Source organism: Streptomyces sp. NPDC055506, from assembly GCF_053643595.1.
The window spans coordinates 133,444-153,076 of record NZ_JBSHKH010000005.1 but is presented as its reverse complement, the minus strand read 5'-3'; the positions used below and the strand labels follow the sequence as shown (position 1 = coordinate 153,076).

General features: G+C 72.2%; 17 protein-coding genes and 1 pseudogene. 14 read left to right on the top strand and 4 right to left on the bottom strand.

From position 1 onward, the window contains the following. Nucleotides 1-603: aminotransferase class I/II-fold pyridoxal phosphate-dependent enzyme (locus ACWIF2_RS03910; protein ID WP_454358431.1), on the bottom strand; the 603-nt coding region annotated here is incomplete at its 3' end. A gap of 150 nt (nucleotides 604-753) precedes the next feature. Between ACWIF2_RS03910 and bioB the strand changes: the two genes are divergently transcribed. From bioB to ACWIF2_RS03880, 6 genes are all read left to right on the top strand, one after another. Next, nucleotides 754-1,926, top strand: a complete 1,173-nt coding sequence (gene bioB / locus ACWIF2_RS03905) for a biotin synthase BioB (protein ID WP_454358430.1) — start codon at nucleotides 754-756, stop codon at nucleotides 1,924-1,926. Next, nucleotides 1,919-3,214 carry an adenosylmethionine--8-amino-7-oxononanoate transaminase gene (locus ACWIF2_RS03900; protein WP_454358429.1) on the top strand — a complete coding sequence of 432 codons (1,296 nt, stop codon included), beginning with the start codon at nucleotides 1,919-1,921 and terminating at the stop codon, nucleotides 3,212-3,214. Before bioB ends, ACWIF2_RS03900 begins: the two co-directional genes overlap by 8 nt. A 1-nt stretch (nucleotide 3,215) precedes the next feature. Next, nucleotides 3,216-3,941, top strand: a complete 726-nt coding sequence (gene bioD / locus ACWIF2_RS03895; RefSeq protein ID WP_454358428.1) for a dethiobiotin synthase — start codon at nucleotides 3,216-3,218, stop codon at nucleotides 3,939-3,941. A gap of 97 nt (nucleotides 3,942-4,038) precedes the next feature. Further along, nucleotides 4,039-4,938 carry a class A beta-lactamase gene (gene bla / locus ACWIF2_RS03890; RefSeq protein WP_454358427.1) on the top strand — a complete coding sequence of 300 codons (900 nt, stop codon included), beginning with the start codon at nucleotides 4,039-4,041 and terminating at the stop codon, nucleotides 4,936-4,938. A gap of 10 nt (nucleotides 4,939-4,948) precedes the next feature. Continuing rightward, on the top strand, nucleotides 4,949-5,881 hold the full coding sequence (locus ACWIF2_RS03885) for an endonuclease/exonuclease/phosphatase family protein (protein ID WP_454358426.1): 933 nt from the start codon (nucleotides 4,949-4,951) through the stop codon (nucleotides 5,879-5,881). Nucleotides 5,882-5,958: 77 nt separating this feature from the next. Then, nucleotides 5,959-6,633, top strand: a complete 675-nt coding sequence (locus ACWIF2_RS03880) for a class I SAM-dependent methyltransferase (protein ID WP_454358424.1) — start codon at nucleotides 5,959-5,961, stop codon at nucleotides 6,631-6,633. Here the strand turns inward: ACWIF2_RS03880 and ACWIF2_RS03875 are convergent, their stop codons facing one another. Together ACWIF2_RS03875 and ACWIF2_RS03870 are read right to left on the bottom strand one after the other, a co-directional pair. Further along, entirely contained in the window at nucleotides 6,634-7,008 is a 375-nt protein-coding gene (locus tag ACWIF2_RS03875) for a fic family toxin-antitoxin system, toxin component (protein ID WP_382487261.1), read from the bottom strand. Between the two features lie 4 nt (nucleotides 7,009-7,012). Continuing rightward, nucleotides 7,013-7,252 (bottom strand): toxin-antitoxin system HicB family antitoxin, encoded by a 240-nt coding sequence (locus ACWIF2_RS03870; RefSeq protein ID WP_086560028.1) that lies wholly within the window; start codon nucleotides 7,250-7,252, stop codon nucleotides 7,013-7,015. Between the two features lie 136 nt (nucleotides 7,253-7,388). Between ACWIF2_RS03870 and ACWIF2_RS03865 the strand changes: the two genes are divergently transcribed. Genes ACWIF2_RS03865 through ACWIF2_RS03855 form a run of 3 tightly spaced genes read left to right on the top strand, consistent with a single transcriptional unit; the run spans nucleotide 7,389 to nucleotide 11,715 of the window. Next, nucleotides 7,389-8,201 (top strand): ABC transporter ATP-binding protein, encoded by an 813-nt coding sequence (locus tag ACWIF2_RS03865; protein WP_454358423.1) that lies wholly within the window; start codon nucleotides 7,389-7,391, stop codon nucleotides 8,199-8,201. A gap of 3 nt (nucleotides 8,202-8,204) precedes the next feature. Beyond that, nucleotides 8,205-10,772 (top strand): ABC transporter permease, encoded by a 2,568-nt coding sequence (locus tag ACWIF2_RS03860; RefSeq protein ID WP_454358422.1) that lies wholly within the window; start codon nucleotides 8,205-8,207, stop codon nucleotides 10,770-10,772. A gap of 46 nt (nucleotides 10,773-10,818) precedes the next feature. Continuing rightward, complete coding sequence (locus ACWIF2_RS03855; protein WP_454358421.1) at nucleotides 10,819-11,715, top strand: LLM class F420-dependent oxidoreductase; 897 nt, start codon at nucleotides 10,819-10,821, stop codon at nucleotides 11,713-11,715. On the opposite strand, the gene ACWIF2_RS03850 is transcribed toward ACWIF2_RS03855, so the two are convergent. After that, nucleotides 11,712-12,272 (bottom strand): dihydrofolate reductase family protein, encoded by a 561-nt coding sequence (locus ACWIF2_RS03850; protein ID WP_454358420.1) that lies wholly within the window; start codon nucleotides 12,270-12,272, stop codon nucleotides 11,712-11,714. The two genes, ACWIF2_RS03855 and ACWIF2_RS03850, sit on opposite strands and share 4 nt — an antisense overlap. Nucleotides 12,273-12,592: 320 nt before the next feature. Here ACWIF2_RS03850 and ACWIF2_RS03845 point away from each other — a divergent pair, with 320 nt between their 5' ends. The 5 genes and pseudogenes from ACWIF2_RS03845 to ACWIF2_RS03825 all read left to right on the top strand — a co-directional run bounded on the left by ACWIF2_RS03845 (nucleotide 12,593) and on the right by ACWIF2_RS03825 (nucleotide 19,632). Then, the gene (locus ACWIF2_RS03845; protein ID WP_454358419.1) at nucleotides 12,593-14,071 is read left to right on the top strand and encodes a sugar transferase; all 1,479 of its coding nucleotides are present in this window, start codon (nucleotides 12,593-12,595) and stop codon (nucleotides 14,069-14,071) included. An 82-nt stretch (nucleotides 14,072-14,153) separates the two neighbouring features. Then, nucleotides 14,154-15,479 carry a nucleotide sugar dehydrogenase gene (locus ACWIF2_RS03840; RefSeq protein WP_454358418.1) on the top strand — a complete coding sequence of 442 codons (1,326 nt, stop codon included), beginning with the start codon at nucleotides 14,154-14,156 and terminating at the stop codon, nucleotides 15,477-15,479. After that, a pseudogene (locus tag ACWIF2_RS03835) lies at nucleotides 15,469-16,748 on the top strand (glycosyltransferase family 4 protein). The gene ACWIF2_RS03840 and the pseudogene ACWIF2_RS03835 overlap by 11 nt, the downstream one beginning before the upstream one ends. Beyond that, a complete protein-coding gene (locus ACWIF2_RS03830) occupies nucleotides 16,745-18,112 on the top strand; it encodes a polysaccharide biosynthesis protein (RefSeq protein WP_454358417.1) in 1,368 nt (455 codons plus the stop codon). The pseudogene ACWIF2_RS03835 and the gene ACWIF2_RS03830 overlap by 4 nt, the downstream one beginning before the upstream one ends. Then, on the top strand, nucleotides 18,109-19,632 hold the full coding sequence (locus ACWIF2_RS03825) for a Wzz/FepE/Etk N-terminal domain-containing protein (RefSeq protein ID WP_454358416.1): 1,524 nt from the start codon (nucleotides 18,109-18,111) through the stop codon (nucleotides 19,630-19,632). Before ACWIF2_RS03830 ends, ACWIF2_RS03825 begins: the two co-directional genes overlap by 4 nt. Nucleotide 19,633: the final 1 nt, after the last annotated feature.

Genomic DNA, 19,633 nt, shown 5'->3' with positions numbered 1-19,633 from the left:
GAGGACGCCCAGGCCGTGGGCGTCGTCGACGACCAGCCCGGCGCCGTGCTCCCGGCAGGCCGCCGCGAGTTCCGCGAGCGGGGCCCCGTCGCCGTCGACCGAGAAGACCGTGTCGGACACCGTGATCGCCGCCCCCTCGTGTGCCGAGAGCGCCTTGCGCACGGCGTCCGGCTCGGCGTGCGCCACCACCTGGGTCGTACCGCGGGCCAGCCGGCAGCCGTCGATGAGCGAGGCGTGGTTGCCCGCGTCGGAGACGATCAGTGAGCCGTGCGGGGCCAGCGCGGTGACCGCCGCGAGGTTGGCCGCGTAGCCGGAGGAGAAGACGAGGGCCGCCTCGGCACCGCAGAATCCGGCCAGTTCCGCTTCCAGTTCCGCGTGCAGTTCGGTACTCCCGGTGACGAGCCGGGAGCCGGTCGAACCGCCGCCCCAGACCCGCGCGGCACGGGCCGCGCCCTCGGTGACCTCGGGGTGCCGGGCCAGTCCCAGGTAGTCGTTGCTCGCCAGATCGAGGAGCGGTGAGGCGGCCGGACGGGGGCGCAGAGTCCGTACGAGTCCGGCGCGGCGGCGCACTCGCGCCTGCTCGTCGATCCAGCCGAACGCCATGGGTGGTCCTCCGGGAATTTTGTAGGCAGTGCACAGACACTAGCGGGACCACCAGCAGGTCAGTATGTGGCAATACCCACACCTCGAAGCGACTCTGTTGTGCGAACTCTCCTTGGCCCGGAGCGGGTCCGTAGGACAGGATCGGCTCTCATGGACCTGCTGAACACGCTGGTGGACAAGGGGCTTCGGCGCGAGCTGCCGACCCGCGAAGAGGCACTCGCCGTCCTCGCGACGTCCGACGACGACCTGCTCGATGTGGTGGCCGCGGCCGGGAAGGTGCGCCGGCACTGGTTCGGCCGACGGGTGAAACTCAACTATCTCGTCAACCTGAAGTCCGGCCTGTGCCCCGAGGACTGCTCCTACTGTTCGCAGCGGCTCGGCTCCCAGGCCGGGATCCTGAAGTACACCTGGCTCAAACCCGACCAGGCCTCCGACGCCGCGGCGGCCGGTGTGGCCGGGGGCGCCAAGCGCGTGTGCCTGGTGGCCAGCGGACGCGGTCCGACCGACCGTGACGTGGACCGGGTCTCCGACACCATCAAGGCGATCAAGGAGAACAACGAGGGCGTCGAGGTGTGCGCCTGCCTCGGGCTGCTCTCCGACGGGCAGGCCGAGCGGCTGCGCGAGGCGGGCGCCGACGCCTACAACCACAACCTCAACACGTCCGAGGCGACGTACGGGGAGATCACGACCACGCACACCTACGCCGACCGGGTCGACACGGTCGGCAAGGCGCACGCCGCGGGCCTGTCGGCCTGCTCCGGGCTGATCGCCGGCATGGGCGAGAGCGACGAGGACCTCGTGGACGTCGTCTACTCGCTGCGCGAGCTGGACCCGGACTCGGTTCCGGTCAACTTCCTGATCCCGGTCGAGGGGACCCCGCTGGCCAAGGAGTGGAACCTCACCCCGCAGCGCTGCCTCAGGATCCTCGCGATGGTGCGCTTCGTGTGCCCGGACGTCGAGGTGCGCATCGCGGGCGGCCGGGAGGTCCATCTGCGCTCGATGCAGCCGGTCGCCCTGCACCTGGCCAACTCGATCTTCCTCGGCGACTATCTGACCACCGAGGGCCAGGCCGGCAAGGCCGACCTGGAGATGATCGCGGACGCCGGCTTCGAGGTGGAGGGCACCGACCAGGTGACGCTGCCCGAGCACCGGTCCGGCGGCTGCCACGACGGCGGCGGGGTCTGCGGCTCCGAGGGTTCCGGAAGCTGCGGCTCCGGCGCCGCCCCGCAGGAGTCCGAGCCCCGTACGGCCGCCGATGCCCGGGCCGACCTGGTCGCCGTCCGCCGCCGGGGCGCCGGAACGGACCTCGCGCCCAATGCCTGAGCGGACGGCGCCCGAGCTGACGGTGCCCGAACTGCTGGAGCTCGACCGGCGGCATGTGTGGCATCCGTACGGCCCGATGCCCGGACGGCAGGAACCGCTGGTCGTGGAGTCGGCGAGCGGGGTGCGGATGCGGCTCGCCGACGGCTCGGGAGAGCTGGTCGACGGCATGTCGTCCTGGTGGTCCGCGATCCACGGGTACAACCACCCGGTGCTCAACGAGGCGGCGCGTGGGCAGCTGGAGCGGATGAGCCATGTGATGTTCGGCGGGCTCACCCACGAGCCCGCCGTACGACTGGCGAAACTCCTTGTCGACATGTCTCCCGAGGGTCTCGAGCATGTCTTCCTCGCCGACTCGGGGTCCGTGTCGGTCGAGGTCGCGGTCAAGATGTGCCTGCAGTACTGGCGTTCGCTGGGCCGTCCCGGCAAGCGGCGGCTGCTGACCTGGCGCGGCGGCTACCACGGCGACACCTGGCAGCCGATGTCGGTGTGCGATCCCGAGGGCGGGATGCACGACCTGTGGACCGGGGTGCTCCAGCGTCAGGTGTTCGCGGACGCGCCGCCCGCCGGGTACGACGAGTCGTACGCCGAGCACCTGCGCGGCATGATCGAGCGGCACGCCGACGAGCTGGCCGCGGTGATCGTCGAGCCGGTGGTGCAGGGCGCGGGCGGGATGCGCTTCCACTCCCCCGCCTATCTGCGGGTGCTGCGCGAGGCGTGCGACGCGCACGACGTGCTGCTGGTGTTCGACGAGATCGCGACCGGGTTCGGCCGTACGGGCGCGCTGTTCGCGGCGGAACACGCGGCCGTGACGCCGGATGTGATGTGCGTGGGCAAGGCGCTGACCGGCGGATATCTGACCATGGCGGCGACGCTGTGCACCGCTCGGGTGGCCGACGGCATCTCCCGGGGCGAGGTGCCGGTGCTCGCGCACGGCCCGACCTTCATGGGCAATCCGCTGGCGGCGTCCGTGGCCTGCGCCTCGATCGAGCTGCTGCTCGGCCAGGACTGGCTCACGGAGGTCAAGCGGATCGAGGCGGGGCTGCGGGACGGGCTCTCGGCGGCCTCGGAACTGCCCGGTGTGACGGACGTGCGGGTCCTCGGCGCCATCGGGGTCGTGCAGCTGGATCACCCCGTGGACATGAAGGCGGCCACCGAGGCGGCCGTACGCGAGGGCGTGTGGCTGCGGCCGTTCCGCGATCTGATCTACACGATGCCGCCGTACATCACGAGCGACGCGGATGTGGCGCGGATCGCGCGGGCGGTGTGCGCGGCGGCGCGGGAGGGATGACATGTCGGTACTGGTGATCACGGGCACGGGCACGGAGGTCGGCAAGACAGTCGTGACCGCCGCCGTCGCCGCGGCGGCGAGGGCGGCCGGCCGTTCGGTGGCCGTGCTGAAGGCCGCCCAGACGGGCGTACGTCCGGACGAACCGGGGGACGCCGCCGAGGTCGCGCGGCTCGCGGGCGCCGTGACGACGGCCGAACTCGCCCGGTATCCCGAGCCGTTGGCGCCCGCCACGGCCGCCCGCCGGGCCGGTCGTACCCCGGTGCATCCGCGGGAGGTCGCGGAGGCCGCCGCCAAGCTGGCCACCGAGCACGACCTGGTGCTGGTCGAGGGGGCCGGCGGACTGCTCGTACGGTTCGACGCGGCCGGCGGGACCCTGGCGGACGCGGCCCGGCTGCTGTCGGCGCCGGTGCTGGTCGTGGTGCCGGCGGGGCTCGGCACGCTGAACACGACGGAGCTGACAGCGCGTGAACTCCGCTCCCGTGGGCTCGACCTGGCCGGCATCGTGATCGGGAGCTGGCCCGCGGCTCCGGATCTCGCCGCGCGCTGCAATCTCGCGGACCTGCCGGACGTGGCCGGAGCGCCGCTGCTGGGCTCCGTGCCCGCCGGGGCCGGGGTCCTCTCCCCCGCCGCCTTCCGCTCGGCCGCGCCGCACTGGCTGGCGCCCCGTCTGGACGGTACGTGGGACGCGGAGGCGTTCCGGGTGCGGGAGGCGCCCGGGGCGTCCTGAGTCCCGGCGTCCTCAGTCCCGGCGGGCGCGCGGTGAAACCGGGGCGGACGTGATCGCGTGTTGAACTACGTACGTGATCACCTCTGGAGGGAACGCCTTGCACGCGACACACTCACGCCCGTCCCGCCGCACGGCCCTCGCCCTGGGCGCGGCCGCCGCTCTCTCGCTCGGCGGCGGCACGGCCCACGCGTTACCCGGTACGGGCGGCGTCACCGCACGGCTGAGGAAGCTCGAACGGGAGCACACCGCCCGGCTGGGCGTCTACGCCCGCAATCTGCGCACGGGCCGGACCGTGGCCTACCGGGCGGACGAACGCTTCCCGATGGCCTCGGTGTTCAAGACGCTGGCCGCCGCGGCTGTCCTGCGGGACCTCGACCGCGACGGCGAGTTCCTGGCCAAGCGCGTCCGCTACACCCAGGGCTACGTCAAGAAGTCGGGGTACTCCCCCGTCACCGAGAAGAACGTCGCGACCGGTATGACCGTCGCCGAACTCTGCGACGCCACCATCCGCTTCAGCGACAACACCGCGGGCAATCTGCTGCTCGTGGAGCTGGGCGGACCGACCGCCGTCACGCGCTTCTGCCGCTCGATCGGTGACGGGGTCACCCGGCTCGACCGCTGGGAGCCCGAACTCAACAGCGCGGAACCCTGGCGTACGACCGACACGACCACTCCGCGCGCCATCGGCCTGACCTACGCCCGTCTGGTGCTCGGCGACGCGCTGGAGCCCCGGGATCGCGCGCGGCTCACGGACTGGCTGCTGCGCAACACCACCAGCACCGAGAAGTTCCGCAAGGCGCTGCCCGCCGACTGGCTGGTCGCCGACAAGACCGGCGGGGGACGGTACGGCACCAACAACGACGTGGGCATCACCTGGCCGCCGGACGGTCCGCCGATCGTGATGTCCGTCCTGACCACCCAGCCGGAGGAGGACGCCGCGGCCGACAACCCGCTGGTGGCCGGGGCCGCCGCGTTGCTGGCGTCGGAACTCGGCTAGGGAGCACGGGGTGAGGGGTGGCCGGTCGTGGGACGCCTGGCTCGTCGCGGGCGCCGTCGGTGTCGCCGGCCTGTCGGCCCTGCACTCCGCCGTGCCCAACGGGGTCGGGCGGCTCGGAAGTCTCCTGGAGACGTTCCTGCCGTGGCTGGGTGCGGCCGTGCCTGTGCTCGGCTGCCTCGCCGCGTTCAAGCGGTCGAAGGCGGGGCTGCTCGCCTGCCTGGCGCCGTTGGCCGTCTGGTTCTGGATGTTCGGCGGGCTGTGGTTCTCCTCGCCCTCTGAGTCCCACGACGACCTGACGGTCGTGCAGCACAACGTGGCCGATGACAACGCCGACCACTCCGGCACCGCTCGGGCTCTGCGCGCCACGGGTGCGGAGCTGGTGGCCGTCGAGGAGCTGACGCCCGCCGCACGGCCCGTCTACCAGGACGTCCTGGGCGCCTCCCGGCCGCACCGGGCGGTTCACGGCACGGTGGGTCTGTGGTCGGCCTGGCCCCTTTCGGACGTGCGGCCCGTGGACATCCGGCCCGAGGGCTTTCCGGAGAGCTGGCAGAGGGGTCTGCGGGCCACGGTGTCCGCGCCCGGTGGAAAGCTCGCGGTGTATGTGGTCCATCTGCCGTCCGTCCGTCTGGGCCCGACGGGTCTGACCTCGGCGGCACGTGACGAGAGCGCGGCACTGCTCGGGGCACGGATCGCTGACGACCCGGCCGACCGGCTCCTGCTGGTCGGCGACCTCAACGGCACGGTGCAAGACCGGGGGCTCGGTCCGCTCACCTCCCGACTGGACGCCCCTCCTTCGGGGTTCGCGTTCAGCTGGCCGGCCTCCTTTCCCGTGGCGCGGATCGACCAGGTGCTGGGGAGAGGAGCCGAGGTGACGGAGGTGTCCGCCCTGGACGCCACCGGGAGTGATCACCTTCCGGTGCTCGGCCGGGTCCGTCTGGGCTAGTCGAGTTGTCGGCGGCAGGGGTGCGCGGGGGCCCCGCGGGGGACAATCCGGGTAGTCCGCCACGCAGGGAGGTCTCCATGCCGCTCCGCTCCGGCAAGGTGCCGCGGGATGCCGTGCACCATCCGCTGTTCGCCCGCTACTACGCCCGGATCAGCGTCGCCGCCGAGACCCGGATGGGTATGGGCGGGGTGCGCGAGAGGCTGCTCGGCGGGCTGTCCGGGCGGGTGCTCGAGATCGGCGCGGGCAACGGGCTGAACTTCGCGCACTACCCGGGCACCGTCTCGGAGGTCGTGGCCATCGAGCCGGAGCGGCGCCTGCGGCAGCTGGCCGTGGAGGCCGCCCTGCGCGCAGAGGTGCCGGTGGACGTGGTGCCTGGTGCGGCCGAGGCGCTGCCGGTCAAGAGCGAGGGCTTCGACGCGGTGGTGGTGTCGCTGGTGCTGTGCAGTGTGCGGGACGTGCCCCGGGCGCTCGGGGAGCTCCGGCGGGTGCTGCGGCCGGGCAGCGAGGTGCGGTTCTTCGAGCACGGCCGGGGCGGCGGCCGGGTGATGACCTTCAGCCAGCGCGCGCTGGACCGGACGGTGTGGCCGGTTCTGGCCGGTGGCTGCCATCTGTCGCGGGAGCCGGTGCGGGCGCTGCGCGACGCCGGTTTCGAACTCGGCCCCTACCGGCAGGTGCTGATGCCGGAACAGGGGCCGGTCCTGCCCGCCTCATACTGCGTACTGGGCACGGCCTGGCGCCCGGTCAGTTCGTAGTCACAGGCTCCACTGCAGCAGCTCCCGCTCGATGTCCCGGACGGACGCCTCGCCGCTCTTGACCAGCTTGGCGAGGTCGCGGACCTGTTCGGGCGAGGTGACGACCTTGGCGCCGCTGGCGACGAGGTACGCGTAGGCGACGGCGGAGGCGAACAGGGCGTTGGAGCGCTCCAGGGCGGGGACGTGGATCAGCAGCTGGAGCAGCGCGGCGGCGCGGGCGTGCGGGCTGTCGTAGACGGGGACGTCGAATATGGCGGCCTGGTGGCGTGCGACGGCGGCGACGAGGGCTCCCCAGTCGGTGACCTGGGGGTCTCCCGGGGTCTTGTGCTCGGCGAGCATCAGCAGCCAGGCAAGATCGATCTCGAGGTTGTTCAAGGGATCAGTGACGACCTTCGCGCGTGCCCTCCCGGTCCCCGCCGAACTCCTCGGCGAAGACGGACTCGTACTGCTTCATGAAGTCGGCGGCGGCCTCCACGAAGGTGTGGCCCACCTCGCCGGTGTCCTGTCTGACCAGCTCTTCGATGTAGCGGTTGACGCTCATGCCGCGGGCCAGGGCGCGTTCGCGGGCGGCTCGGGCGGTGCCCTCGTCCACTCGCACGTTCAGCTGGGTCTTCGCCATACCTCGACGCTAGCGCGAGGACGCTAGCACCGGCAAGGCCGGGACTCCGACTCGCGGAGGATACCGAGTGTGGGCCGCGTCACATTACCCTCGGGCAAGACGACGAAGTCCGGACATCCACCCCGAGGAGGCGGCCTTGTCCACACCTGCTGCGGAGCACGCCCCCGGCCTCGCGTCGGCCGACGGGATCGCGGCCCGCGCCCGCGGTCTGACCAAGGCGTACGGCTCCGGCGAGACGGCCGTGCTCGCGCTGGACTCGGTGGACGTGGATGTCGCGCGAGGCCGGTTCACCGCGGTGATGGGGCCGTCGGGCTCCGGGAAGTCCACGCTGATGCACTGCCTGGCGGGGCTCGACACCGTCTCGGCCGGCCAGGTGTGGCTCGGCGACACGGAGATCACGGGGCTGAGGGAGCGCGAGCTGACGCGGCTGCGCCGGGACCGGATCGGGTTCATGTTCCAGTCGTTCAACCTCATCCCGACCCTGAACGCGCTGGAGAACATCACCCTGCCCATGGACATCGCGGGCCGGAAGCCCGACGAGACGTGGCTGGACCAGGTCATCGACACCCTGGGCCTGCGGGACCGGCTCAGGCACCGGCCGTCGCAGCTCTCCGGGGGCCAGCAGCAGCGCGTGGCCTGTGCGCGGGCCCTGGCCTCGCGGCCCGAGCTGATCTTCGCGGACGAGCCGACCGGCAACCTCGACTCGCGCGCCGGTCTTGAGGTGCTCGGCTTTCTGCGCGAGGCGGTGGACCAGCTGGGCCAGACGGTCGTCATGGTCACCCACGACCCGGGCGCCGCCGCCCACTCGGACCTGGTCCTCTTCCTCGGGGACGGGCGGATCGTGGACGAGACGCCGCGGCCGACGGCGGAGGCCGTGCTGGAGCGGATGAAGAGATTCGACACGATCCGCACCCGGTTCGAGGACACCCCGGCCGCCGAGGAGAACTGACCCGTGCTCAAGGCGACCCTGAGAAGCTTCCTGGCGCACAAGGGGCGGCTGCTGCTCTCCGCGCTCGCCGTCCTGCTGTCCGTGGCGTTCGTCGCGGGCAGCCTGATCTTCTCGGACACGGTCAGCCGTACGTTCGACCGGCTGTTCGCCTCCACCGCGGCCGATGTCACGGTCAGCCCCAAGGAGGACCTCGACGAGGCCGTGCCCTCCGGCCGGACGGCCACCCTGCCGGCCTCGCTCGCCGCACGCGTGCGGCAGGTCGACGGGGTCGCGGCGGCCCGGGCCGAGGTGGACGTGGACGGCCTCACGGTCGCCGACGAGGACAACGAGCCGGTGGGCCCGACCACCGGGGCTCCCACACTCGGCACCGCCTGGAACCCGACCGAGCGCAGCCCCGTGGAGCTGACCTCCGGTCACGCCCCGCGCGGACCGGCCCAGGCGCTGCTCGACTCGGAGACCGCCGGCCGCAAGGACGTGCGCATCGGCGACACCCTCACCGTGATCGCGCCGCCCGGGTCGTTCAAGGTCAAAGTCGTCGGCATCGTCACGTTCACCACCACCAACCCCGGCGCCGCCCTGGTCTTCTTCGACACCCGGACCGCGCAGACGAAGCTGCTGGGCAGCCCGGGGGGCGCCACCGGCATCGCGGTCGACGCGGCGGAGGGCGTCAGCGACGCGCAGCTCAAGCAGCGCGTGGCCGCCGCGCTGGGCGCGCACACCTACGACTTCAGGACGGCCGGCGAGCAGGCCGAGTCGGACGTCGAACAGCTCGGCGGATTCCTGGATGTCATCAAGTACGTGATGGTCGGGTTCGCGGGGATCGCCGTGCTGGTGGGCGTGTTCCTGATCGTGAACACCTTCTCCATGCTCATCGCGCAGCGCACCCGCGAGCTGGGGCTGCTGCGCGCGCTGGGCGCCGACCGGCGCCAGGTCCGCCGCTCGGTCCTCGTCGAGGCCCTCCTGCTCGGCCTGGTCGGCTCCACGCTGGGGCTCGCGGCGGGCATCGGGCTGGCGGCCGGTCTCATCGAACTGATGGGCCTGCTCGGCATGAACATCGACGCCGGCGAGATGGTCATCGGCTGGGTGACGCCCGTGACGGCGTATGTCGTCGGACTCGGGGTCACCTTCGTCGCCGCGTACCTCCCGGCGCGGCGGGCCGCGGGGGTCTCGCCGATGGCCGCGCTCTCGGACGCCGAGGTCGCCGGGGTGGGCCGGCCGCTGCGGGTGCGCGCGGTGGCGGGCGCGATCGTCGGGGCTGCCGGGGCGGCGGCGCTCGCGGGGTGCGCGGCGGCGACCCGGACCTCGTCGGCGGCGTCCCTGCTGGGGCTGGGTGTCGTCCTGACCCTGATCGCCACCGTGATCGCGGGTCCGCTGCTGGTGCGCCCGGTGATCCGCGTGCTCGGCGCGGCCTTCCCCGCGCTGTTCGGGTCCATCGGCCGGATGAGCCAGCGCAACGCGCTGCGCAACCCCCGCCGTACGGGGGCCACCGCGGCGGCCCTGATGGTGGGTCTCGCCCTGGTGGGCGGGATGTCGGTGGCGAGCGCCTCGATGACCAGGTCCTTCGACCAGCAGATCGACAAGACGCTGGGCGCCGACTTCGTGATCCAGAACACCAACTTCCTGCCGTTCCCGAAGGAGGTCACCGACGAGGTGCGCGGCACCGACGGGGCGGGCCTGGTCGTGCGGGGGCGGTTCACGCCGGTCGCGGTGCGGCTGCCGGACGGCGACCGGGTGGAGACGACCGCCGCCGCCTACGACCCGCGGCTCGACGAGGTCGCCAACATCACGTACGTCCAAGGGGACTCCGCGTCGGCACTGGCGGCCGGGCGCCTGGCCATGGACCGGGACTTCGCGCGCGACCACGGCGTACGCGTGGGCAGCACCGTCCCGGTGGAGTTCCAGGGCGGCCGCAGGGCCGAGCTGAAGGTCGGGGCCCTCACCGACCAGGACTCCGCCGAGGGGTTCGGCACGCAGGGCGGGCTCTACTTCGGCCTCGCCACCCTGGAGCGGTACGCGCCGGGCGGGCAGGACTCCGCGCTGTACGTCAACGCCGCCCCCGGCACCGGCGACGACGAACTGCGCGCGAACCTGGAGCGGACGCTGGATCCGTATCCGCAGGTGCAGGTGCGGGACCTGGCCGACTACAAGCAGCTGGTGCACGACCAGATCGCCGTTCTGCTGTACCTCGTGTACGCGCTGCTGGGGCTGGCGATCATCATCGCGGTGCTCGGCGTGGTCAACACCCTCGCCCTGTCCGTCGTCGAGCGCACCCGGGAGATCGGACTGCTGCGGGCGATCGGGCTGGCCCGGCGTCAGCTGCGGCGGATGATCCGGCTGGAGTCGGTGGTGATCGCGGTGTTCGGCGCGGTCCTGGGGCTGGCGCTGGGGCTGGTGTGGGGCGTGTGCACACAGCAGGTGCTGGCGCTCCAGGGCATGACGGCCCTCGCGATCCCATGGGGCACGATCGTCGCGGTGGTGATCGGCTCTGCGGTGGTGGGCGTGGTGGCCGCGCTGCTGCCGGCGTTGCGTGCATCCCGCATGAATGTACTGGCGGCCATCGCGCACGAATGATGGAATCGCGGCAGTCGCTCAAGTCCCTTCCCGGTGAGGAGAGTTCATGCCGCGCCCGTTCCGCTTCGGAATCAACATGCTCACGGCCGCCCCCGGCGAGGAGTGGCGCGCCAAATGCCGCCGGGCCGAGGAACTCGGCTACGACGTGATCCTCGTCCCCGACCATCTGGGCATGCCCGCGCCCTTCCCCGCGCTGGTGGCGGCGGCCGAGGCGACCGAGCGGCCGAGGCTCGGCACCTTCACGCTCAACGCCGGTTTCTGGAATCCGGCGCTGCTGGCCCGCGAGGTGGCGACGACGGACGCGCTGACGGGCGGGCGCCTGGAACTCGGGATCGGCACCGGCTACGCGCGGGACGAGCACGAGTCGGCCGGGCTGCCGTTCGGCTCGCCGGGCGAGCGGGTGGACCATCTGCGGCGCACCGTGGAGGAGTTGGAGCGCCTGCTGGCCTCCGAGGAGCACCAGCCGCGGGCGGCGCAGCGGCCGCGGGTGCCGCTGCTGGTGGGCGGGAACGGCGACCGGATGCTGAGGCTGGCCGCCGGGCACGCCGACATAGCGGCCTTCACCGGCGCGCGCACGGCACCCGGCAGCACAACGGGGCAGTTGACACCGATCAGCGCGGACGATCTCGAGGAGCGCGTGGCACGGTATCTGAAGTTCGCGGAGGGCCGCGCCGAGCCGGCCGAGCTGAATCTGCTGGTGCAGGTGGTGATCGGCACCGAGGACCGCGAGGCCGCCATCCAGCCGTTGCTGGACCGCGTACCGGGCCTGACGGCGGAGGAGGTACTGGACCTTCCCGTCACCCTGGTCGGCACGCTGGACGAGATCACCGCCCAGGTCCTCTCCCGGCGCGAGCGCTACGGCTTCACGTACCTGACCATCCTGGAGCCGTACATGGAGGCGTTCGCGCCGGTCATCGAACGGTTGCGCGGGCAGGCCGGCTAGCGCGTCACGCGGTGGCGGAGGTAGACGACTCTCGAAGCGAAGGTGCGGGTCTCGACGAGTTCGAGATCCACCCGGCGCTCGTGCCGGGGAAAGTACGGGATGCCACCGCCGACGAGTACCGGGTAGACCATGGTCCGGTACTCGTCGATCAGGCCCGCCCGGGCCGCCTCGGCGGCGAGAGTCGCGCCGCCGATCGCGATCTCGCCCTCCCCCGGCTCGGCCCGCAACCGCTCGATCTCCTCCGCCACGCCGCCGGAGGCCAGACGGGCGTGACCCTGCACCGTGGACAGTGTGGTGGAGAACACCACCTTGGGGAGCGGATTCCAGAGCGCGGCCCATTCGTGCCCCGCGGCGTCGAGCGAGGGGTCCTGGTCGGCGGTCTCCCAGTACAGCATCGTCTCGTACAGCCGCCGTCCCATCAGGTGGACGCCGACCCCTCGGATCTCGTCGATCCAGAAGCGAAAGACCTCGTCGGGCAGCCCCCAGTCGAAGTCGCCGTCCGGCCCGACGATGTAGCCGTCGAGTGACACGCTCATCGAATAGGTCACGCTGCGCATCAGCAGTCCTCCTCGGTATCGGGTTCGACCGGCTGTCGCCGATCGATGTATCCGCCCTCAAAGCTTGAACACAAATTCCACACACCCTCTCTCCATACTGGCCCCGATGGTCTAGATTGACCGTGCTTCAGCTGTTCGGGCACGAGGCGACCCTTAATGATCAATAGGTCCAGCGCTGTACGCACTGGCATGTCATGCGCACGACGAGGGGGGGGCGGGGGCCTCCCTGGGGGAGAACGGCGCGGGGGGCGGGGGCCTCCCGGAGGGGGAGGAACAGTGTCGGGCGAGCACGTCGAGCCACTGGGGACCTGGGGGGTTCTGTGCGGCAGGGGGGATTAGCCAGCCCGTATCCGTCAGCGCGCGGGCGCCTGGCGGACGGGGCGATCAGCCGGCCCGCGATCGATTGGGAGCAGCGGTACCGCCGTACCGTGATCATCAGCGATACCGTGGCCACCGCCTTCGTGGTGGCGGCCATCGGCAACTTCTTCGGGGCGCGGGACGCGGCCAACTGGCACGAGAAGTGGGGAATCCTCGCCTTCGGCACCGAGCTGCTGGTGCTGGGGGCGCTCGCGGTGGGCCGGGCTTGGGCTCCGGCAGTGCTCGGCCAGGGGGCTGAGGAATTCCGCAGGCTCGGACGCTCGCTGTTCGCGGCGACCGTCGTACTGGCGCTCGGGGGCATCGCCCTCACCTCGCGCAACATCAAGCTCTGGATCTTCGTCGCGATCCCCGCGATCGCGCTCGTCACCATGACCGCGCGGTATCTGCTGCGCCTCGGGCTGCACCGACAGCGCAAGGAAGGCCGGTGCCTGAGACCGGTGCTCGCGGCCGGCAGCCCGGCCACCGTGCACGACCTGATCACCCGGACCCGCAAGTTCCCGCACCTCGGCTGGCGGGTGGACGCGGTCTGCACGACGGACGGCCTCGGGATCGACGGTGATCAACTGGATGGAGTACCGGTCGTCGGCCGACTGGCGGACGTCGCGGGCCACGTCCACCGCGACGGCTACCGGGTCGTCGCGGTCACCCCGGACCCGCACTGGTCACCGGACCGGCTGCAGCGGCTGGCCTGGAACCTCGAGGGCAGCGACGCCGAGATGGTGGTGGCCCCCGTGCTGATGGAGGTGGCCGGCCCACGGCTGCACATCGACGCGGTGCTCGGGATCCCGCTCCTGCGGGTCAGCATGCCGGCCTTCACCGGGGGCCGCCGCGTGGTCAAAGGAGTCGTCGACCGAGTAGGCGCAACGTTTCTGCTGGTGCTGTTCGCTCCGCTGATGGTCTTCGTCGGGCTGCTCGTGCTGATGGACAGCCGGGGCGGGGTGTTCTACCGCCAGCGCAGGGTGGGCAAGGACGGCCGCGAGTTCACGATTCTCAAGTTCCGCACCATGGTCGCCGGGGCTCATGGGGCACGTGCCGGGCTGGCCGGCCTCAACGAGGGCGCGGGCCTGCTGTTCAAGCTCCGCCGGGATCCGCGGGTGACCCGGGTGGGAGCGGTGCTGCGCCGGTACTCGCTCGACGAGCTCCCGCAGCTTTTCAACGTGCTCACCGGATCGATGTCGCTCGTCGGTCCGCGGCCTCCGCTGCCGGAGGAGTCCGCGGCGTACGGCCCGGACATCAGGCGGCGGCTGCTGGTCAAGCCCGGACTCACCGGCCTGTGGCAGATCAGCGGACGCAGCGACCTGTCGTGGGAGGAGGCGGTCCGGCTGGACCTGCGGTACGTGGAGGACTGGTCGCTGGCCCTGGACACAGTGATCTTGTGGAAAACGCTACGCGCGGTGCTCCACGGCCAGGGGGCCTACTGATGCGCGGGGGGAAGCGGCGGGGCGGTCCCGCCGGCGCGCTGAACGCAGGCCGCGAAGGCCTGCCTGGGGGGAGGAACGGGTCATGAGAGTCAGTGTTTTCGGGCTCGGCTACGTGGGCTGCGTGTCGGCCGCGTGCCTGGCCGGCATGGGCCACGAGGTCGTCGGGGTGGACGTGAACCAGGTGAAGGTCGACCTGGTCAACGACGGCAAGGCCCCGGTGGTCGAGGAACGGATCGGCGATCTCATCGCCGAGGTCGTGCGGACCGGAGCGTTACGCGCCACCGGCGACGTCCGCGAGGCGATCATGGACAGCGAGGTGTCGCTGGTCTGTGTCGGCACACCGTCGGAGCCCAACGGCAGCCTGTGCACCACGTACTTGGAGCGGGTCACCGAGGAGATCGGCGCCGCGCTGGCCGAGAGGGCCGGGCAGGGGGCCCGGCACACCGTGGTGTTCCGCAGCACCATGCTCCCGGGCACCTGCCTGAACCTGCTGGTGCCGATCCTGGAGAAGTCAGTCGGCGGCACGGCCGGGGTGGACATCGGGGTCGCGGTCAACCCGGAGTTCCTGCGCGAGGGCACCAGCGTGCGGGACTTCTTCGACCCGCCCAAGACCGTCATCGGCGAACTCGACCCGGCGAGCGGCGATGCCGTGCTGGCGCTGTACAAGGGCCTGCCCGGCGAGGTGTTCCGGGTGCCGGTCCCGACGGCCGAGGCCATCAAGTACGCGGACAACGCGTTCCACGGCCTCAAGATCGGCTTCGCGAACGAGCTGGGCGCGGTGTGCCAGGCGCTCGGCGTGGACTCGCACCAGGTGATGGACGTGTTCCTGGCCGACCGCAAGCTGAACATCAGCCCCGCCTACCTGCGGCCCGGCTTCGCCTTCGGAGGCTCCTGCCTGCCCAAGGACTTGCGCAGCCTGGTCCACGCGGCGCGCCGGGCCGACGTCTCGGTGCCGATCCTCGCCCATGTGCTGCCCTCCAACTCCGACCATCTGCAGCGCGCGGTGGAGCTGGTCGAGCGCACCGGCAAGCGCCGGGTGGGCCTGTTCGGGCTGTCCTTCAAGCCCGGCACCGACGACCTCCGCGAGAGCCCGCTCGTCGAGCTGGCGGAGAGGCTCTTCGGCAAGGGGTACGAACTGAAGATCTACGACGCCAATGTGAGCCTCTCCCGGCTGATCGGCGCCAACCGCGAGTACATCGAGACCCGGCTGCCGCACCTGGCGCAGCTGCTCGCCGACTCGGTCGACGAGGTGCTGGAGCACGCCGAGGTGTGCCTCGTCGGGAGCAGTGATCCGGCCGTGCTGTCGGCGCTGCCCCATGGCGACGGCACGGTGATCGTCGACCTCATCCGCCTTCCCGACGCCGAGGCGCGCCGGGCCGAACCGGGGTACGTGGGCCTTGCTTGGTGACAGATCGTCGGGTGACCCGGCCGGCGGCCAGGGGACGGACCGGCGCGCGCTGATCCTGGTGGAGAACCTGTCGGTGCCTTTCGACCGGCGGGTGTGGCAGGAGTGCACGACGCTGCGCGACGCGGGCTGGGAGGTGCACGTCATCTGTCCCCGGGGGAGCAAGCGGGACACGGAGCCGGAGGCGGTGATCGACGGGGTGCGGATCCACCGCTACCCGTTGCGCGCGGCCACCGGCGGGCCCGCCGGCTATCCCCGGGAGTACGGATCGGCCTTGTGGCAAACGGTCCGGCTGGCCCGGAAGGTCGGCCCGGTCGACGTGGTCCACGCCTGCAACCCGCCCGACCTGCTGTTCCTGCCGGCACTGTGGATGAAGCGGCACGGCGCGCGGTTCGTCTTCGACCAGCACGACCTGGTACCCGAGCTGTACCTCTCCCGGTTCGACCGCGGCGAGGATCTGCTCTACCGCGCCGTGTGCGCGCTGGAACGGCTGACCTACCGGGCCGCGGACATCGTGCTCGCCACGAACGAGAGCTACCGGGACGTCGCGGTGCGCCGCGGCGGCCGGCGGCCCGAGGACGTCTTCGTGGTGCGCAGCGCGCCCGCTACCGACCGTTTCCAACCGGTGCCGCCCGAGCCCGAGTTGAAACGCGGCAAGCCTCATCTGCTGTGCTACCTCGGGGTCATGGGCCCGCAGGACGGCGTCGACTACGCCTTACGGGCCCTGGCGAAGCTGCGCGACGAGCTCGGGCGGACCGACTGGCACGCGGTGTTCGTCGGCGCCGGCGACGCCTTCGACGCGATGGTGGAGCTGTCCCGGCGGCTCGGTCTCTCCGAGCAGGTGGAGTTCACCGGGCGCATTCCGGACGCCGACCTGGTGCGCTACCTGTCCACCGCGGACGTGTGTCTCTCCCCCGACCCGCGCAATCCGCTCAACGACGTGTCGACGATGAACAAGGTCCTGGAGTACATGGCGATGGGCCGGCCGATCGTCTCGTTCGACCTGAAGGAGGCGCGCGTCTCCGCCGGTGACGCCGCCGTCTACGCGCCCGCCAACGACGAGGCTCGGTTCGCCGAGCTCATCGCGCTGCTGCTGGACGATCCGGACAAGCGGGCCCGGATGGGCAAGACCGGCGAGGAGCGGATCAGCGGGCCGCTCTCCTGGCGGAACTCTCAGGCGTCGCTGCTCGCCGCCTACGCCGCTGCCTGCCGTGACCGCGCTCCGGTGTCGAGAGCGACCCGTACCAGGCAGGGAAGAGGCCGCACTGTTGAGCGATGAAACAATACGCCTGGTCACGATCGGGCGGATCATCCGCCGGCGCGGGCGGCTGCTCACCGTCCTCGCCGTGCTGGGCGCGCTCGTCGGCTACGGCACCTCCCTGCTGTTCCCTCCGCGCTACACGACGTCGGCATCGGTACTGCTGCCGGGGGCGTGGGAGGAGCGCGAGCTGCTGACCCAGGCGGAGATCGCGAGCAGTTCGGTGGTGGTCGACCGCGCGGCCGCCACGCTCGGCTGGACCGGAGTCAGCGGCGGCGAACTGCGGGACCGGGTGAGCGCCGAGGCCGCCGACGGGAACATCATCAAGATCTCGGGCACGGCCGACACCCCGGAGCGCGCCCAGCGGCTCTCCGACCAGGTCGCACGGCAATTCGTCGCATTCGCCGCGCGGATCGCGGGCGACGACACCGACCCCGAAGCGGCGGAGCGGCCCGAGGCACTGCGGCAGATGGTGGTGCGGACCAGCCGGCGCATCACCGAGCTGGCCGACGCGGCCGATCCGGGGCAGACCGTGGAGAGCGTGCAGACCCGCACCGAGCTGGCGAAGCTGCGCACCACGCTGCAGGAGGCCGTGAAGAAGCTGGACGAGGCCGACCCTGCCGCCGACAAGGCCGGCATGGTCGTCATGGGTCCGGCGGCCCGGCCGGCCGGCGAGGCACCGCCGACGAGGACACAGCTCGTCGTCGGCGGGGCACTGCTCTCCTTCCTGCTCGCGATCATCGGCCATCTCACCGCCGCGCGGATGAGCCGCCGGCCGCGCACCGAACCGGAGATCGCCGCGGCGCTGGGCTCGGAGTCGCTGGGCACCGTCGACGTCCCCGGTGAACCACCCGCGCAGCGGACGGAGGACGGCGGACGGCGGGCCCGGATCCGCCGGCTGCTGGGCGTCGACGTCCGATGGGACATACCTGGTCCGCAGACGTCCGGCGACGAGGCCGGACGGCGGATCCGCTACCTGCGGGTGTGCGCCCGCCTCCGGGACCGACTGCCGGCCCCCCGGCGGCTGCTGGTCGTCGTCCCGGACGGCGACGAGATCGCCCACCGGGCGGCCGGGCAGCTCGTCGCCGAGGCCGAGAACGATCCGCTGCTGCGGGTGGTGGAGGTTTCGGTGGACCGGCCGCTGGTGCCGGACCGCGACCACGAGTCCGGTGCCCTGGTCGTGCTCAGCGCCGGCCGCTGGACCGCGGGGGAACTCACCGGCATCGCCGAGGCGTGTGCGGACGCCCGGCACGAGGTCGTCGGCGTCGTCCTCGCCGGCACGGTCCGGTCCCGTCCGACGCGGCCCGCCGGCCGTCCTCGGGATGCCGCCGCTCCGGCCCTCGCGGTCGGCGACAACGCGGCGGGAGGTTCGCGGTGACGACGAGTACGACGTCGGAGCAGTCGGCCGCCGCTCCGCTGCTTGACCTGCAGTCGCTGGTGGTGGCGGTGCGCAGACGGCGGCGCCTGTGGTGCTCCATGGCGCTGCTGGGGCTGCTCGTCGGCGCGGCGGTGGCGATCCTGCTGCCGCCACCGCCGACCGCGGTGACCAAGGTGCTGGTCGCGCATCAAGAGGACCAGCCGAACGACCCCGGAACGCTGATCCGCACCGACGTCGAGCTGCTGCGGACCACACGGATCGCCGGCCAGGCCCTGCGGTCTCTCGGGTCCCCGGAAAAACCGGAGGACTTCATGCAGGACTACGCGGGGACCGGCCTGACCAACAACCTGCTGCAGATCAATGCGACGGGTGACAGCGACGCGGAAGCGGTGGCCCGCGCCAAGGCCCTGGCCGACGCGTTCGTCGCGGACCATGTGAAGCGGATCCGGGAAGCCGCGGACGCCGAGGCCAAGACCCTGCTCGCCCAGCGTGACCGCATGCGGGACGAACTCGCCCAGGTCAACAAGGCGATCGGAGACGGACCGCCGGAGAGCGACCCGAAGGCGTCGGCGGACATGGAGTCCCTCTTCGCCCGCCGGGCCGAACTCACCTCGCGGATCACCGACTTCGGCCAGCGCGCCGCGGAGGCGCGGGTCGGCACGCCCCAGCTCATCGCCGGGACACAGATCGTGGACGCTCCGCACGCGGTGCGGCACTCACTGCCCAGGGCCGCCGCCACCGACGCCGCGATCGGACTCGTCCTCGGGCTCGTCCTCGGGCTCGCGGTGGCCGCGGTCGGCACGGTGGTGGCGGACCGCCCCGTGCTGCGCCGGGACATCGCGGCGAACCTCGGCGCCTCGGTCGTCGCGGAGCTGCCCCGTACGGAGCGGCCCAGGATCTGGCAGCGCCGGCGGACCAGGGCGACTCGCGAACGGCTCACGACGACCTTGGCCCGCACGGTACGGGGCTCCGCGGAACCGGTGTCGCTGCTGGAACTGGGCTGTGCGCGCAGCACGAGCGCGATCGCCCTTGACCTCGCCGGGGCACTGGCGGCCCAGGGGCCGGTGGCCGTGGTCGACGGTCTGCCCGGCCGGCAGCTCGCGAGCCGCCGCCCGAAGCCGGGAGACCCGGCCGTGGTCAGCGGCGAGGAGGCCGCGGCCGTGTCGCACCAGGAACTACGGCTCGGCGTCGGCTCGGTGGCGCCCGGCACGGCGTGGACCGACCTGCGGTACCTCGGCACCCGGACCGTGCTCGTCGTCCGTGCCGGGCACGGCAGCGCGGCGTGGCTGCACACCGTGGCGCGACAGCTCGCGGACCAGCGCATCCCGGTGATCGGCGTGGTGCTGATCGACCCCGATCCGCGTGACCGGACCGACGGCACCCTGTGGGACGGCCCGCACACGGCGCTGCGCGGCCACGACGAGCGGCCGGCCCGGCAGAACGGGACAGCCCGGCGGCGGACGGAGCGGCTGCCGATGAGGGCGGCGGGCGTCCCCGACAGCGACCAGGAGGGACGGTAGG

Bases quoted from the DNA above. Each gene is read 5' to 3' on its own strand.
- bioB (WP_454358430.1), top strand. From the start codon at position 754: ATGGACCTGCTGAACACGCTGGTGGACAAGGGGCTTCGGCGCGAGCTG.
- ACWIF2_RS03900 (WP_454358429.1), top strand. From the start codon at position 1,919: ATGCCTGAGCGGACGGCGCCCGAGCTGACGGTGCCCGAACTGCTGGAG.
- bioD (WP_454358428.1), top strand. From the start codon at position 3,216: ATGTCGGTACTGGTGATCACGGGCACGGGCACGGAGGTCGGCAAGACA.
- ACWIF2_RS03880 (WP_454358424.1), top strand. From the start codon at position 5,959: ATGCCGCTCCGCTCCGGCAAGGTGCCGCGGGATGCCGTGCACCATCCG.
- ACWIF2_RS03870 (WP_086560028.1), bottom strand. From the start codon at position 7,252: ATGGCGAAGACCCAGCTGAACGTGCGAGTGGACGAGGGCACCGCCCGA.
- ACWIF2_RS03855 (WP_454358421.1), top strand. From the start codon at position 10,819: ATGCCGCGCCCGTTCCGCTTCGGAATCAACATGCTCACGGCCGCCCCC.
- ACWIF2_RS03850 (WP_454358420.1), bottom strand. From the start codon at position 12,272: ATGCGCAGCGTGACCTATTCGATGAGCGTGTCACTCGACGGCTACATC.
- ACWIF2_RS03840 (WP_454358418.1), top strand. From the start codon at position 14,154: ATGAGAGTCAGTGTTTTCGGGCTCGGCTACGTGGGCTGCGTGTCGGCC.